Below are 16,683 nucleotides of genomic sequence, written 5' to 3'. Positions count from 1 at the left end.
CCATGTACTCCGAAGACGACCTCGTCCAGCTTTCCGCCCTCCAGCATTACATTTTCTGTCCCCGGCAGTGCGCCCTTATCCACCTTGAGCAGCTCTGGGAGGAGAACAGGCTCACCGCCGAGGGGCAGTTGATGCACAAAAGGGCCGACAGCGGGAAGGCCGAGACTCGCGGTAACGTGAAAAAAGCTACGGGTCTGCTTTTGCGAAGTCTCGCGCTCGGTCTTTCGGGAAAGGCCGACGTTGTCGAGTATCTGCGCGAGGAGGGTGGCTGGCGGCCTTACCCGGTGGAGTACAAACGCGGGCGTCCCCGACCCGACGGGGCGGATGAGGTACAACTTTGCGCTCAGGCCCTTTGCCTTGAAGAGATGACGGGCAAGTCCATTGGCGAAGGAGCCTTGTACTACGGGGAGAAAAAGCGCAGGAAAATCGTGCCGCTGACCGAAAAACTGCGCGAACGCACCATCGAGACAGCCCTTGGCGTCCACGAACTGCTGAAAAGCGGCAAAACCCCTGCGCCCGTAAAGGCCGCCCATTGCGCCAACTGCTCTCTTAACGAAACCTGTCTGCCCGATCTTGGCGCGAAAAGAACGCGAGTTCGCGATTACATCTCCCGCATGCTACGCGAGGAATAGCCATGAAAAAGCACGGGAACACCATCTACGTCACCACGCAGGGCAGCTACCTTCACAAAGAAGGCGAATGCGTTTGTGTGCGCGTCGATAGCGTAGAAAAAGGGAAGATACCCATACACGGGCTTGAAGGCGTCGTCTGTTTCGGCCAGATCGGGGTAAGCCCTTTTCTCCTGGGGCATTTGGCTGAAAACGGAGTTTCCCTCACCTTCCTCACGGAACACGGCAAATTTCTGGCAAGGCTTGTCGGCCCCGTATCAGGCAATGTCCTTTTAAGAAGAGAGCAATACAGGCGCGCAGACGATCTGCAAGAAAGCGCAAGGCTGGCGACAGGGTTTTTGCTTGGCAAGATAGCCAACTCGCGCACTGTACTGCAAAGGGCCTGCCGTGACCACGGCGAGGGCGAGCGGGATGCGATTTTGAGGTGCGCCGCACTGAGGCTCAAAGACTGCCTGCAAAGAGTGAATCAAAATGAAAGCGCGCTCGATGCCCTGCGCGGAGTGGAAGGAGAAGCCGCAGCCGCCTACTTTGACGCCTTTTCGCAGATGATAACGGTGGGCGGTGAAGCCTTCACCTTTCATCAGAGAAGCAGAAGACCGCCGCTTGACAGGATAAATTGCCTGCTCTCGTTTTTGTACTCGCTGCTTGCGCACGACGCCAGAAGCGCGCTGGAAACGGTAGGTCTCGACCCCGCCGTAGGCTACCTGCACAGAGACAGGCCCGGAAGGCCGAGTCTTGCACTGGATTTGATGGAAGAGCTAAGGCCGGTATTGGCTGATCGAGTAGCCCTGACGCTGATAAACCGTCAGGAAATAGCCGCTGACGATTTCAAGATACTTGAAAGCGGAGCCGTTATTCTAAACGACGATGCGCGAAAAAAACTCCTGATATCCTGGCAACAGAAGAAAACGCAGGAAATCCTTCACCCTTACCTGCAAGAAACGGTAACTCTGGGAAGCCTTTGCAGAGTTCAGGCGCTGCTGCTTGCGCGTTACCTCCGGGGCGATCTCGACGCCTATCCGCCCTTCATCTACAAGTGAGGCACAAAAATGATGGTGGTAATAAGCTATGACGTATCGACAAGCGACCCCGGCGGCCCCAAAAGGTTGCGACATGTAGCCAAACTGTGCAAAAACTACGGCCAGAGAGTCCAGTTCTCGGTCTTTGAATGTCTCATCGACCCCGCACAATGGACCTCGTTGAAAGCGAGTCTGCTAGACCGCATCGATCCCGCAAAAGACAGTTTGCGCTTCTACTACCTCGGAGCGAACTGGCGAAAACGGGTTGAACACACAGGAGCGAAAGCGCCCTTCGATCAGGAAGGGCCGCTATTATTCTGAATCGCGAACCTAAAGCGGACATGAAAAACCCGGTAGTTTCGCGCAAGCGTAAAAGCTTGTAATATCGGTTAGTTAACAATTTAGCACCACGACAATATTGGGAGAATCGGCAAAAGGAGGGCCGGTTCGCGAAAAACGTCATAAAAAGTCATAAAAATCAGTAGGATAGGAAGTAACTGTCGCGCCCCGTGCGGGCGCGTGGATTGAAACGTGAAGAAGAACAACCTCGTCACCGCGCAGACCGGACGTCGCGCCCCGTGCGGGCGCGTGGATTGAAACATTCTGAATGCTGCTGGCCGTGTTGTCAGACAGAGTCGCGCCCCGTGCGGGCGCGTGGATTGAAACTTGAGATAGACGGTGTCTCCGATGGCCTGAGCAGCGTCGCGCCCCGTGCGGGCGCGTGGATTGAAACAAGGAAGGGAGCGAGAGCCAGCGAGGAGGGTGACGCGTCGCGCCCCGTGCGGGCGCGTGGATTGAAACGCGGAACAAGCCAAGCAAAAATATAAAGACCTACGTCGCGCCCCGTGCGGGCGCGTGGATTGAAACGTTTCCTGCACGCCGACGCTCGAAGACGGCTACATGTCGCGCCCCGTGCGGGCGCGTGGATTGAAACATGCCGCCGTCTTCCTCCTAAAAAATATCCGCCGTCGCGCCCCGTGCGGGCGCGTGGATTGAAACGGCCCGCTCGACATCTGCCTGATTGACGGCCACAGTCGCGCCCCGTGCGGGCGCGTGGATTGAAACGAGGTAGACGATCACGACTCCGGGCGAGGCTATCGTCGCGCCCCGTGCGGGCGCGTGGATTGAAACAAGAAAACCGCCGCCAGAGCCGCCCATCCGGCTTGTCGCGCCCCGTGCGGGCGCGTGGATTGAAACGTCTTTGAGTTCGGGGAAGATACCCCCCCCCCGCAGGTCGCGCCCCGTGCGGGCGCGTGGATTGAAACATCTTTCGCTCCAGACATAGAGGCCGCTGTAAATGTCGCGCCCCGTGCGGGCGCGTGGATTGAAACAAGGTTTCCCACGACGTGGAGGCCGCGCCCGTGGAGTCGCGCCCCGTGCGGGCGCGTGGATTGAAACCCTACATCCTCGCCGACACCGCCAACAAGGCCCTGTCGCGCCCCGTGCGGGCGCGTGGATTGAAACTGCAACAACGCCCAGGCAACCGTTACGGACCGCCTCGTCGCGCCCCGTGCGGGCGCGTGGATTGAAACTCTTTGCGGGCGATGGGATTTTTATTTACACGGGGTCGCGCCCCGTGCGGGCGCGTGGATTGAAACTGTTTCTCCCTTTCGCTCTTCCGGCCGGTGGCGGAGTCGCGCCCCGTGCGGGCGCGTGGATTGAAACGGCTGAATTGAGTACTTCGTCGCTATTTATCCACGGTCGCGCCCCGTGCGGGCGCGTGGATTGAAACAAGACTCCGGGGCCGTCTATCGTACCCGGAGAGAGGTCGCGCCCCGTGCGGGCGCGTGGATTGAAACTACATCCCGGTAAGCCGTGGTGGTAGCCACGCCAGGTCGCGCCCCGTGCGGGCGCGTGGATTGAAACGCGGGTTTGGCTAGGTGCGGGTGTCCGAGATTCGAGGTCGCGCCCCGTGCGGGCGCGTGGATTGAAACGAGGTAGGGGTTTCGACGAAGGACACCGACGCCGAGTCGCGCCCCGTGCGGGCGCGTGGATTGAAACGTACACAACCACCTTTGCCGCGATAAAGGGCCTTGTCGCGCCCCGTGCGGGCGCGTGGATTGAAACAGAGCTTGGCGCTGTAAGCCTGTATGGTAAATTACGTCGCGCCCCGTGCGGGCGCGTGGATTGAAACTTTCATCGGTCGAAGCTGACGGGAGCCCCATCGATGTCGCGCCCCGTGCGGGCGCGTGGATTGAAACAACCCTTCCAAACCAAACCCCAAGCCCGAAGGGCGTCGCGCCCCGTGCGGGCGCGTGGATTGAAACGGGTCCAGCGGTGCCGTATACACCGGTACACGTCCGTCGCGCCCCGTGCGGGCGCGTGGATTGAAACGCCATGGCTTAGCCCCCTCCGAGAGCGGCGCGGATGTCGCGCCCCGTGCGGGCGCGTGGATTGAAACGATTCGGGGTCGTAGATATCGACGGTGCGGACGCGTCGCGCCCCGTGCGGGCGCGTGGATTGAAACGACGAGGCGGGGGCGGGGTAGGAGGCCTGATAGAGTCGCGCCCCGTGCGGGCGCGTGGATTGAAACCAGTCGCCGCGCTTGTACGCGCCGCGATTCTGACGGTCGCGCCCCGTGCGGGCGCGTGGATTGAAACTCCTCTTAAAGAGTTGCGATTACGGGGCCACGACGGTCGCGCCCCGTGCGGGCGCGTGGATTGAAACGAGGGTTTTGGCGACGATGATGCCGTCGCCGGGATGTCGCGCCCCGTGCGGGCGCGTGGATTGAAACATGTAGTCCTTTTCGCTTATGCCTACTGCGGTCGGTCGCGCCCCGTGCGGGCGCGTGGATTGAAACTGGTGGCTCGGCTGATCATGCACAAAGAGTGGTTCGTCGCGCCCCGTGCGGGCGCGTGGATTGAAACACCGCGATGACCGGCCGGAGGGCATAGTTCCGGAGTCGCGCCCCGTGCGGGCGCGTGGATTGAAACTCCTATTCAAAAGGGAATGCCTTGGTTTTTTCTCGTCGCGCCCCGTGCGGGCGCGTGGATTGAAACCACGAAAGATAGGCCCATGCCTGCAAGCGGTAATAGTCGCGCCCCGTGCGGGCGCGTGGATTGAAACAGCTAACAGAGCCCATGGGGTTTGATTACCCTCCGTCGCGCCCCGTGCGGGCGCGTGGATTGAAACGAGTCCGATTACGGCGACCTTAACACCATCCACTAGTCGCGCCCCGTGCGGGCGCGTGGATTGAAACGCCCAGTTTCTTCCGCCGTCTATTGCGCCGACTCGTCGCGCCCCGTGCGGGCGCGTGGATTGAAACGAGTTCCGACAGGAGCCCACAATTCCAGGCTCCGGGTCGCGCCCCGTGCGGGCGCGTGGATTGAAACACTTTCAGGAGCGCGAAAGACGAGGCCGGGGGAGTCGCGCCCCGTGCGGGCGCGTGGATTGAAACCGCGCTCGCGGGAGATATCGACGAAGACGGCAAGGTCGCGCCCCGTGCGGGCGCGTGGATTGAAACTTGTTGACGAAGGCGATGCGCGGGACCTTGTATTTGGTCGCGCCCCGTGCGGGCGCGTGGATTGAAACAGCCATAGACCCCGGCACGCATTGCGGCCTCGCGGTCGCGCCCCGTGCGGGCGCGTGGATTGAAACCCTGTAAACACTCCACTTCCTCGATACCGCAGTGTCGCGCCCCGTGCGGGCGCGTGGATTGAAACGGTAGCTCTGCCCTGCAACGAGTCTCTGTTTGTCGTCGCGCCCCGTGCGGGCGCGTGGATTGAAACTTAGAGGTCTGTTCGACCTCGTACCCCTTGACGGTCGCGCCCCGTGCGGGCGCGTGGATTGAAACATAATTCGCCACAACCTCAACCCCGCGAAACTCCGTCGCGCCCCGTGCGGGCGCGTGGATTGAAACGGCTCCTCAAGGGCGTTGTGGCGTTCAGCCCGCGTCGCGCCCCGTGCGGGCGCGTGGATTGAAACGGTAGCTCTGCCCTGCAACGAGTCTCTGTTTGTCGTCGCGCCCCGTGCGGGCGCGTGGATTGAAACGTTTAACGCGCCTCCAATTACAAGGTCGGTATCATGTCGCGCCCCGTGCGGGCGCGTGGATTGAAACATAACCCTTGAGCGCGGCCTGATGGTTTTCATCGGTCGCGCCCCGTGCGGGCGCGTGGATTGAAACGATAAATTGGGCTATCGGGGCTTTTAAAATGTCAAGGTCGCGCCCCGTGCGGGCGCGTGGATTGAAACTCGTTCCTCACAAGACGCAAACCAGAATCATCCTGGTCGCGCCCCGTGCGGGCGCGTGGATTGAAACGCGCATGATGATTACGTTGGAGGTCATGCCACCACGTCGCGCCCCGTGCGGGCGCGTGGATTGAAACCGTCGTGACGTGCCAAGAGCGATTGAACTCATCGTCGCGCCCCGTGCGGGCGCGTGGATTGAAACGCATTCCGAGCGACTGCCCCAAAGGTTATGAAAGGTCGCGCCCCGTGCGGGCGCGTGGATTGAAACGGTTTAAACCGGCGTCACCGCTATACCCTATGGCGTCGCGCCCCGTGCGGGCGCGTGGATTGAAACAAGAGTTCGGCTACTGCCTCGCCTCGGCCCATAAGTCGCGCCCCGTGCGGGCGCGTGGATTGAAACAATCATCAAGGCAAAATTAGAGGCCGTTGCCTCGTCGCGCCCCGTGCGGGCGCGTGGATTGAAACTCCATATCCAATACCGGAACAAATTAAGGGTGCAGTCGCGCCCCGTGCGGGCGCGTGGATTGAAACGCATTCCGAGCGACTGCCCCAAAGGTTATGAAAGGTCGCGCCCCGTGCGGGCGCGTGGATTGAAACGACCCCAACGAAGATATACCCTTCTAGCCTTATAGGTCGCGCCCCGTGCGGGCGCGTGGATTGAAACTCGGCGACCTCGCCGGGAGTGTCGGAGAGCCGCCCGTCGCGCCCCGTGCGGGCGCGTGGATTGAAACGATAAATTGGGCTATCGGGGCTTTTAAAATGTCAAGTCGCGCCCCGTGCGGGCGCGTGGATTGAAACTCGTTCGCTCCCGCATACCCGTATTTGGTCCCCGGTCGCGCCCCGTGCGGGCGCGTGGATTGAAACAATCCAGTGGCACATTTCGATAAGCCGGGAGCCCGGTCGCGCCCCGTGCGGGCGCGTGGATTGAAACATTTTGTCATTGCCTCCCTGTAGAGATCGTCCGGGGTCGCGCCCCGTGCGGGCGCGTGGATTGAAACCGGTATTGGATATGGAGAAGGAAATGGTAATGGAGGTCGCGCCCCGTGCGGGCGCGTGGATTGAAACGCGCTGCTGGATGATGATCGTGAAAGGCTTGCACCTGTCGCGCCCCGTGCGGGCGCGTGGATTGAAACTGATGGAACAGCGCTGTAATCAATCAGCGGCTTCAGTCGCGCCCCGTGCGGGCGCGTGGATTGAAACATTTTCGCACCTCGCAGGTCTGGCAGGCCCGGTGGTCGCGCCCCGTGCGGGCGCGTGGATTGAAACGGCTTTCAGGTGCCGATACTTGCCGAACAAAACGGGTCGCGCCCCGTGCGGGCGCGTGGATTGAAACAAGGCTCCACCTTCACCGCCGGGATAGTCATCGCGTCGCGCCCCGTGCGGGCGCGTGGATTGAAACCATACGGCGCCACACTGCGCGCATAGGTAAAAGGTCGCGCCCCGTGCGGGCGCGTGGATTGAAACAGTCGATTCCCGATGAGGTGCGGACGCAACGGCGTCGCGCCCCGTGCGGGCGCGTGGATTGAAACTCCGCCGCTCAAAGGAAGGGATTTACAAGATAGGTCGCGCCCCGTGCGGGCGCGTGGATTGAAACAGCTCATCCCGCGTCTGGCGGAGAGCGGCGAGATGTCGCGCCCCGTGCGGGCGCGTGGATTGAAACATCGTCAATGTTGACGCCGAGGGCGTCTGGGTTCGTCGCGCCCCGTGCGGGCGCGTGGATTGAAACGCCAGATACGCCGCGTCGCGCAGCGAGGCGGGCTCGGTCGCGCCCCGTGCGGGCGCGTGGATTGAAACTTTTCTCTTGAGCGCGATACGTTGAGAGCAGACGTCGCGCCCCGTGCGGGCGCGTGGATTGAAACTTCTCGGCTGTGATCTATCGCGGCCCCTCAGACAGGTCGCGCCCCGTGCGGGCGCGTGGATTGAAACGTCGGTGACGAAATAGGGCTCGGTCTGGTAGTTGGTCGCGCCCCGTGCGGGCGCGTGGATTGAAACCAGCCGTTGGGCGGCATGTGGCTATCCCACCACGGGTCGCGCCCCGTGCGGGCGCGTGGATTGAAACTGGAACTTGCCGACGCGAAGCGCCCAGGGGGGCGCGTCGCGCCCCGTGCGGGCGCGTGGATTGAAACCAGCTCGGCGCGTATCGCCAGAGTAAAGCCCGTAGGTCGCGCCCCGTGCGGGCGCGTGGATTGAAACTATCTCCTGTCTGGCCGTCGCTTACGCGCTCGGGGGTCGCGCCCCGTGCGGGCGCGTGGATTGAAACCTCCTACAAGCCCTTAAAACCGAACAGGGGAAAACGTCGCGCCCCGTGCGGGCGCGTGGATTGAAACAATCAGTTTTTCTACGATTCTCCATCCCCGATGGGGTCGCGCCCCGTGCGGGCGCGTGGATTGAAACCGGCGGGGATACCGTGGAGAGGGCGGAGGCCGCGGTCGCGCCCCGTGCGGGCGCGTGGATTGAAACCAGATGATGGGCTGGGGGTGGCCCATATCGAGGTGGTCGCGCCCCGTGCGGGCGCGTGGATTGAAACGGGGAGGAGATGCGGCCGACGCGGTTTTCTCCGACGTCGCGCCCCGTGCGGGCGCGTGGATTGAAACAGGCACGCCTTGACGAAAAGAGAGACTTTGGCGTGTCGCGCCCCGTGCGGGCGCGTGGATTGAAACGCCCATCTCACCGTGGCGCGTGTCGCACACCGCCTGTCGCGCCCCGTGCGGGCGCGTGGATTGAAACTGGCTATTCCTGCGCGGGCGGCGGCGGAGACTATCGTCGCGCCCCGTGCGGGCGCGTGGATTGAAACGAGTATTCGGCGCTCCAATAGGCTTTGCCCTCCTCGTCGCGCCCCGTGCGGGCGCGTGGATTGAAACATCTCCTTTTAAGAGGGGCCTTTCGGCCCCTCCCTGTCGCGCCCCGTGCGGGCGCGTGGATTGAAACCCTCATCCGCAATTTTATCGGCGAATCCGGGGCGTCGCGCCCCGTGCGGGCGCGTGGATTGAAACTCGCTGTCCTCATAGGGGCGGTCGAGGTGCTTGCGTCGCGCCCCGTGCGGGCGCGTGGATTGAAACCGTGGTGCGACCGCTGAAATGGCCAAGGACTTTGGTCGCGCCCCGTGCGGGCGCGTGGATTGAAACGTACACAACCACCTTTGCCGCGATAAAGGGCCTTTGTCGCGCCCCGTGCGGGCGCGTGGATTGAAACCATTGAGTCACCGACAACCTTCGCCAGGCGAAGGGGTCGCGCCCCGTGCGGGCGCGTGGATTGAAACACGTTTCCCCACGATATGCCCCAGAAGAGGTTTTGTCGCGCCCCGTGCGGGCGCGTGGATTGAAACCGTCACCATCGGCGTCGATAGAGCCATACGAGAGGTCGCGCCCCGTGCGGGCGCGTGGATTGAAACTCTTTTTTCTGTGTTTCTTTCGCTCTAAGAGCGCGTCGCGCCCCGTGCGGGCGCGTGGATTGAAACGGCCTTCTTGAGGTATTTGAGGGCGCGCTTCAGGTCGCGCCCCGTGCGGGCGCGTGGATTGAAACGGGGAAGATACCCCCCCCCCGCAGCCCCGCGAGGGTCGCGCCCCGTGCGGGCGCGTGGATTGAAACAGGAGACGGCAAAACATAGCCTCTCTGCCTGCGCGTCGCGCCCCGTGCGGGCGCGTGGATTGAAACATTTTCGCACCTCGCAGGTCTGGCAGGCCCGGTGAAGTCGCGCCCCGTGCGGGCGCGTGGATTGAAACTGGTGTGGCTGGGGTGGCTATGAGCGGCAAAGCGTCGCGCCCCGTGCGGGCGCGTGGATTGAAACTCCGTACCCGTGATTTTCAGGCCGCACCCGCACGTCGCGCCCCGTGCGGGCGCGTGGATTGAAACAACTGATATTGCTCGACCGCCGATGCGGTGATCTGTCGCGCCCCGTGCGGGCGCGTGGATTGAAACTGCCTCCTCGCACTGGTCGCGCACGTCGCGCACCGTCGCGCCCCGTGCGGGCGCGTGGATTGAAACCTCACCGGCCACGGCAGGGCGTCATGGATTTCGCGTCGCGCCCCGTGCGGGCGCGTGGATTGAAACTTTCCGGGCTCGCATTTCTGGTCGATTTTGGCCCGGTCGCGCACCGTGCGGGCGCGTGGATTGAAACGGAACCACGACGGTTCCGGCAAGCGTGAAATCGACGTCGCGCCCCGTGCGGGCGCGTGGATTGAAACTGAACAACGGTATCACGCGCCTTTGTCCATGCTTGTCGCGCCCCGTGCGGGCGCGTGGATTGAAACGTTGCAGGATGTTTCAGCGGTAGCGAATCCGGGGCGTCGCGCCCCGTGCGGGCGCGTGGATTGAAACTACGCAGTAAAAAAAACGACATAGGGACAAAAATAGTCGCGCCCCGTGCGGGCGCGTGGATTGAAACAAGGCATTGCCCCTTTCGCCATCTTGAGTTCCTCGTCGCGCCCCGTGCGGGCGCGTGGATTGAAACATATTATCTTCGGCGAATTTCAGGTCGCCGGTCTGTCGCGCCCCGTGCGGGCGCGTGGATTGAAACAAGGCCCCGTCTACTGCCGTGTCCAGAAGAGTACGTCGCGCCCCGTGCGGGCGCGTGGATTGAAACATATCCGTATGGACTTTAGTTGCAGGCCACTTGCGTCGCGCCCCGTGCGGGCGCGTGGATTGAAACAACGAGAAAAAGCCCGGCGGCTGTGCCGGGCGAGGGTCGCGCCCCGTGCGGGCGCGTGGATTGAAACAAGGCATTGCCCCTTTCGCCACCTTGAGTTCCTCGGTCGCGCCCCGTGCGGGCGCGTGGATTGAAACCAGCTCCTCGGCGTTTTCCGAACTGACGCCGAGAGTCGCGCCCCGTGCGGGCGCGTGGATTGAAACCTTTAGTCCGGAGGCTTTCTACGCGGCAACCCTCGTCGCGCCCCGTGCGGGCGCGTGGATTGAAACTGCCAGTCCGGAGCGAGCCGCCAACAGGGTTGCGTCGCGCCCCGTGCGGGCGCGTGGATTGAAACGCTTTCCCTTTCGCCCCTGTCTTGCGGGGGGGGGTCGCGCCCCGTGCGGGCGCGTGGATTGAAACTTATACGGCACGGCCCACGAATAACCGGCAGGGAGGTCGCGCCCCGTGCGGGCGCGTGGATTGAAACTCGACCCGAACAACGACGCGGAGTATCCATGCTCGTCGCGCCCCGTGCGGGCGCGTGGATTGAAACTCGATGGATTTGGTCAGCTGGGCGAGGGCCTCGCGTCGCGCCCCGTGCGGGCGCGTGGATTGAAACATAGTCAGCAGATACAGCGGCCCCCGTCCGCCCCGTCGCGCCCCGTGCGGGCGCGTGGATTGAAACGCCGAATTCCACGGGACGGAGCCCTTTGACCGCAGGTCGCGCCCCGTGCGGGCGCGTGGATTGAAACAGGAGCACTCGCTATGAGTTGGATAAAAAAAACCAGTCGCGCCCCGTGCGGGCGCGTGGATTGAAACAGGCGACCGGGGCGACGGGCAAGGACATCGGAGCGTCGCGCCCCGTGCGGGCGCGTGGATTGAAACTTTCCGCCGTCGATATATCCCTCCTCGAACAGGGTCGCGCCCCGTGCGGGCGCGTGGATTGAAACTCGCGTGGTTTCAAGCTCACGACGGTTCTATCGCTGTCGCGCCCCGTGCGGGCGCGTGGATTGAAACGATTTTTAATCGACGGCACCGCCAGCACGGAAGCTGTCGCGCCCCGTGCGGGCGCGTGGATTGAAACTTACACAACCACCTTTGCCGCGATAAAGGGCCTTGTCGCGCCCCGTGCGGGCGCGTGGATTGAAACCGGCTATAACCAGACCGCCGTCCATACCGGAACAAAGTCGCGCCCCGTGCGGGCGCGTGGATTGAAACAAGTTCTCCGGGGTAAGCAGGTTCCCGAACTGGTGTCGCGCCCCGTGCGGGCGCGTGGATTGAAACTTTGACGGGCTCGGGGATATCGCGTGGCGCGAGGCGTCGCGCCCCGTGCGGGCGCGTGGATTGAAACATTTTAGCCATGTTCTCAACTCCCTATATCTTGGTCGCGCCCCGTGCGGGCGCGTGGATTGAAACGAGAAGGCCGTCCACACCCTCGATTGCCGCCTGTGTCGCGCCCCGTGCGGGCGCGTGGATTGAAACAAATACCTGGACTACGACGCGGGCACCTTCTACAGGTCGCGCCCCGTGCGGGCGCGTGGATTGAAACGGCACGCGCCCCGGCGACGTGTCAAAAATCCTCAGGTCGCGCCCCGTGCGGGCGCGTGGATTGAAACGCCGAAGCTTCGGCTCGATGGCGTAAAGCTGGTGTCGCGCCCCGTGCGGGCGCGTGGATTGAAACGTCGAAGGGCTGGTCAAGGCCGGGAAGGTGCTCCGTCGCGCCCCGTGCGGGCGCGTGGATTGAAACAAGGAGAGTTATTCGTGGGTAGCGAGCGCATCAAAGTCGCGCCCCGTGCGGGCGCGTGGATTGAAACAGCTTATCGAAAATGGCCGTCAATTCATCGTCGGTCGCGCCCCGTGCGGGCGCGTGGATTGAAACACGTCAGGCTGATCTTGGTTTCAAAACCGTCAGAAGTCGCGCCCCGTGCGGGCGCGTGGATTGAAACGAGAGTGTTGTGGGGATGTCAACCCGCCACAACCGTCGCGCCCCGTGCGGGCGCGTGGATTGAAACGCGGATCCGCCTCGTCAAGGAGATCGCCGCCGCGGTCGCGCCCCGTGCGGGCGCGTGGATTGAAACTCGCCAAACGGGAGCATGGCTGAAAAAATCCTCTGTCGCGCCCCGTGCGGGCGCGTGGATTGAAACGGCGGCACCCTTGATGGCGTATCCAGCAGCGATGGTCGCGCCCCGTGCGGGCGCGTGGATTGAAACGTCTAGTTCGTGGAATGCCTCCGCGATAATGAGCGTCGCGCCCCGTGCGGGCGCGTGGATTGAAACGTGAAAAATTCTTATACCTTTGTACGCGCTCCATGTCGCGCCCCGTGCGGGCGCGTGGATTGAAACGATTACTACAGGATGTTTGCCTACGGGAAGCCCGCGTCGCGCCCCGTGCGGGCGCGTGGATTGAAACATTTAATTGCAAAACAAATGATTAGCGACGAAGGTCGCGCCCCGTGCGGGCGCGTGGATTGAAACTTGCCAAGCGGCTTCATCTTTGTAAATGTCGATTGGTCGCGCCCCGTGCGGGCGCGTGGATTGAAACAACAAAGCAATGTCGTAAACAACCCACAACAAGAAGTCGCGCCCCGTGCGGGCGCGTGGATTGAAACAAGCGGTCCAATTATACCGATTGCATCAACCTGGTCGCGCCCCGTGCGGGCGCGTGGATTGAAACAATAAAACGCGCTTCTTCCCTGTGTCCGCGATTGGTCGCGCCCCGTGCGGGCGCGTGGATTGAAACAAAACGCATACTTGAAGATATTGACAATTATTGCGTCGCGCCCCGTGCGGGCGCGTGGATTGAAACTGGAAGGGGCTTTAAATGGCGTTTTCAAGACCCTGTCGCGCCCCGTGCGGGCGCGTGGATTGAAACAAACAGTCAATAAAGCGGGTTTTTAACGACGGAAGTCGCGCCCCGTGCGGGCGCGTGGATTGAAACCGAAAATGGGCAGGGAGCGCCCCCCAGGGGGCAAGGTCGCGCCCCGTGCGGGCGCGTGGATTGAAACCAGGGAATCAAGTACTTCAAGCCCTCCGAATTTGGTCGCGCCCCGTGCGGGCGCGTGGATTGAAACACGGCGTACTTGCCAATAGCCTCGCCGATGGCGGGGTCGCGCCCCGTGCGGGCGCGTGGATTGAAACGGCGTAGTAGTTCGTGCGGAGATTGAGCTCGTTGCGTCGCGCCCCGTGCGGGCGCGTGGATTGAAACGGCGCTACCTCAAAAATATCCGAATCCCCGAGCGTCGCGCCCCGTGCGGGCGCGTGGATTGAAACGGGCGTCTCTCACGCGGGGCTTACCTCGGTGCCGCGTCGCGCCCCGTGCGGGCGCGTGGATTGAAACTCCATTTACAGCATGGAGACCAGATATTTTGGCGGGTCGCGCCCCGTGCGGGCGCGTGGATTGAAACGACAACGGTGTCACGCGCCGCGCCGCCCAGCGTCGTCGCGCCCCGTGCGGGCGCGTGGATTGAAACCCGAACTGGTCGCTCTGCGCCGCCGTCACCGTAGTCGCGCCCCGTGCGGGCGCGTGGATTGAAACACTCATCGTCCCCCCTTTACGTCAGGCTGATCTTGGTCGCGCCCCGTGCGGGCGCGTGGATTGAAACATCTACATGCTACGCGACGCCGGTTATGTGCGCGAGTCGCGCCCCGTGCGGGCGCGTGGATTGAAACGGTCCAGCCCCACCAGCCCTTTTGTCTGAGCGTGTCGCGCCCCGTGCGGGCGCGTGGATTGAAACGGCGAAACTCGCATCGACCTGCGCGGGAGTGGCGGTCGCGCCCCGTGCGGGCGCGTGGATTGAAACTCTTCCGCCTCGGCGAACTCGACGGCCTGCGCGGGTCGCGCCCCGTGCGGGCGCGTGGATTGAAACAGCCTCGCGGCCCTCTGCGCAGAGACCGGCCTTGTCGCGCCCCGTGCGGGCGCGTGGATTGAAACACGAAAACCAGATAACCTACCTCGAGGGGCTCGAAGTCGCGCCCCGTGCGGGCGCGTGGATTGAAACAGGCTTTAGGCCGCGTCCTGGATGAAGTACCCGGCGTCGCGCCCCGTGCGGGCGCGTGGATTGAAACATTTATCGACTATCCCGAGTATCTGCGCCCGGAGTCGCGCCCCGTGCGGGCGCGTGGATTGAAACTTTATGTCCAGATCTATCTGCGCATCCTCGGCCTGGTCGCGCCCCGTGCGGGCGCGTGGATTGAAACGCATGGGCGAGACGCTCACTGCCTGGCTGCCGTGGTCGCGCCCCGTGCGGGCGCGTGGATTGAAACTGGAATGGGCGAAAGACAACATCAAGATACCCTTGTCGCGCCCCGTGCGGGCGCGTGGATTGAAACGCTTTCCAACCGCCCACGCCTTTTGAAGCTCTTCTGTCGCGCCCCGTGCGGGCGCGTGGATTGAAACGCGTACGTCGGTACGGAGATCCGAATGGTCAGCGGTCGCGCCCCGTGCGGGCGCGTGGATTGAAACCTTTTCCCATGGAGAAATCCGCGTAGAAATCCAAGTCGCGCCCCGTGCGGGCGCGTGGATTGAAACAGATTGTTGCGCGAACGCTCGACCCGGAGAATATGTCGCGCCCCGTGCGGGCGCGTGGATTGAAACGCATCAGGACACCTTGCCCGCGTGGCGGCTGGTAGGTCGCGCCCCGTGCGGGCGCGTGGATTGAAACTTTCTCCACGCCGCCTGTAAGTCCTGAAAGCAGGGGTCGCGCCCCGTGCGGGCGCGTGGATTGAAACGGTTTTTTTGCCCTTGTAAAATATGATGATATGACGTCGCGCCCCGTGCGGGCGCGTGGATTGAAACGAGTCTCTGGAGCTTCGCGGGCCTCCGGGGCTCGTCGCGCCCCGTGCGGGCGCGTGGATTGAAACGAGGATAGGAGGAGGCGCGGATTCTATCAGATTGAGTCGCGCCCCGTGCGGGCGCGTGGATTGAAACATTTCACCGATAAGGAGAGAACCGACCCCAACGGGTCGCGCCCCGTGCGGGCGCGTGGATTGAAACACATCGATAAAGACGCCGCCGGAAAACCCATCCCGTCGCGCCCCGTGCGGGCGCGTGGATTGAAACAGAAAGGCAGGCCGTGTGGGGCCATACACCCACCGTCGCGCCCCGTGCGGGCGCGTGGATTGAAACGTGGAAGCTCGAAGGGATAGGCGTCTTGCAGGTCCGTCGCGCCCCGTGCGGGCGCGTGGATTGAAACTTGAGGATGTCTCCTATCATTTGAAAATCTCCTCGTCGCGCCCCGTGCGGGCGCGTGGATTGAAACTCGCCGCTCAAGTAAACATCAGTGACGCGGCACAGGTCGCGCCCCGTGCGGGCGCGTGGATTGAAACGCTTGATACGCCGTGCAAAGGCACGGCTCAGTTTTGTCGCGCCCCGTGCGGGCGCGTGGATTGAAACTTCATCTCTTCAAATACGTTGCCCCGGATCACGGGTCGCGCCCCGTGCGGGCGCGTGGATTGAAACGAGGGTATCCGCCACTTCAAGCCGGGAGAGTTCGGGTCGCGCCCCGTGCGGGCGCGTGGATTGAAACGTGTATATAATGATAATGCAATATTGACCTCCTTAGTCGCGCCCCGTGCGGGCGCGTGGATTGAAACATTGGATTCCCTTTCTCTGAGCATGGCGTCAGCGTCGCGCCCCGTGCGGGCGCGTGGATTGAAACTTGACGGAAACATTGTTTACAAGAGATTGCAAGAGTCGCGCCCCGTGCGGGCGCGTGGATTGAAACTCTCCAGGTTTAACCGCTCTCTGAATGCCCCTCGTGTCGCGCCCCGTGCGGGCGCGTGGATTGAAACATGCCGTCGCAGTGGATTATGATATCGGGTTCGGGGTCGCGCCCCGTGCGGGCGCGTGGATTGAAACCGGCGGAGTGGTAGTCTGTAATCATCAAACAACAGGTCGCGCCCCGTGCGGGCGCGTGGATTGAAACTCAACCTCATCAAGACGATGGTTCCGGCTCCGTGGTCGCGCCCCGTGCGGGCGCGTGGATTGAAACAGGTATACATGGAGAAGGTCGGGCTTGCCATGCCGTCGCGCCCCGTGCGGGCGCGTGGATTGAAACGCGTTATGGACTACGAGGCGGCGCGAAAATATCGGGTCGCGCCCCGTGCGGGCGCGTGGATTGAAACCGGCAGCGTCGGGTTGCAGGGGGCTTTGCAGGGAGTCGCGCCCCGTGCGGGCGCGTGGATTGAAACCAAAAAAAAAGCGGCTTGTCTTACGTCCGCGGGGG

3 protein-coding genes and 1 CRISPR repeat array are annotated in these 16,683 nt (G+C 62.9%); all 3 genes read left to right on the top strand.

Annotated elements, in window-relative coordinates:
- Positions 1 to 2: 2 nt before the first annotated feature.
- The 3 genes from cas4 to cas2 are packed head-to-tail and all read left to right on the top strand — an operon-like array spanning position 3 to position 1,969.
- Entirely contained in the window at positions 3 to 632 is a 630-nt protein-coding gene (cas4, locus tag EPN96_08730; protein ID TAL16517.1) for a CRISPR-associated protein Cas4, read from the top strand.
- A 2-nt stretch (positions 633 to 634) separates the two neighbouring features.
- Positions 635 to 1,669 carry a type I-C CRISPR-associated endonuclease Cas1 gene (cas1c, locus tag EPN96_08725; protein TAL16516.1) on the top strand — a complete coding sequence of 345 codons (1,035 nt, stop codon included), beginning with the start codon at positions 635 to 637 and terminating at the stop codon, positions 1,667 to 1,669.
- Between the two features lie 9 nt (positions 1,670 to 1,678).
- A complete protein-coding gene (gene cas2 / locus EPN96_08720) occupies positions 1,679 to 1,969 on the top strand; it encodes a CRISPR-associated endonuclease Cas2 (GenBank protein TAL16515.1) in 291 nt (96 codons plus the stop codon).
- Between the two features lie 178 nt (positions 1,970 to 2,147).
- Positions 2,148 to 16,648: direct repeats of the CRISPR family, unit length 32 nt; unit sequence GTCGCGCCCCGTGCGGGCGCGTGGATTGAAAC.
- Positions 16,649 to 16,683 lie beyond the last annotated feature (35 nt).

Source organism: bacterium, assembly GCA_004322275.1.
Taxonomy (GTDB): Bacteria; Desulfobacterota; Deferrisomatia; order Deferrisomatales; family BM512; genus SCTA01.
Note: the sequence above shows the minus strand (reverse complement) of the source record. Positions and strands in the feature narration are given on the sequence as shown.

Bases quoted from the DNA above. Each gene is read 5' to 3' on its own strand.
- cas4 (TAL16517.1), top strand. From the start codon at position 3: ATGTACTCCGAAGACGACCTCGTCCAGCTTTCCGCCCTCCAGCATTAC.
- cas1c (TAL16516.1), top strand. From the start codon at position 635: ATGAAAAAGCACGGGAACACCATCTACGTCACCACGCAGGGCAGCTAC.
- cas2 (TAL16515.1), top strand. From the start codon at position 1,679: ATGATGGTGGTAATAAGCTATGACGTATCGACAAGCGACCCCGGCGGC.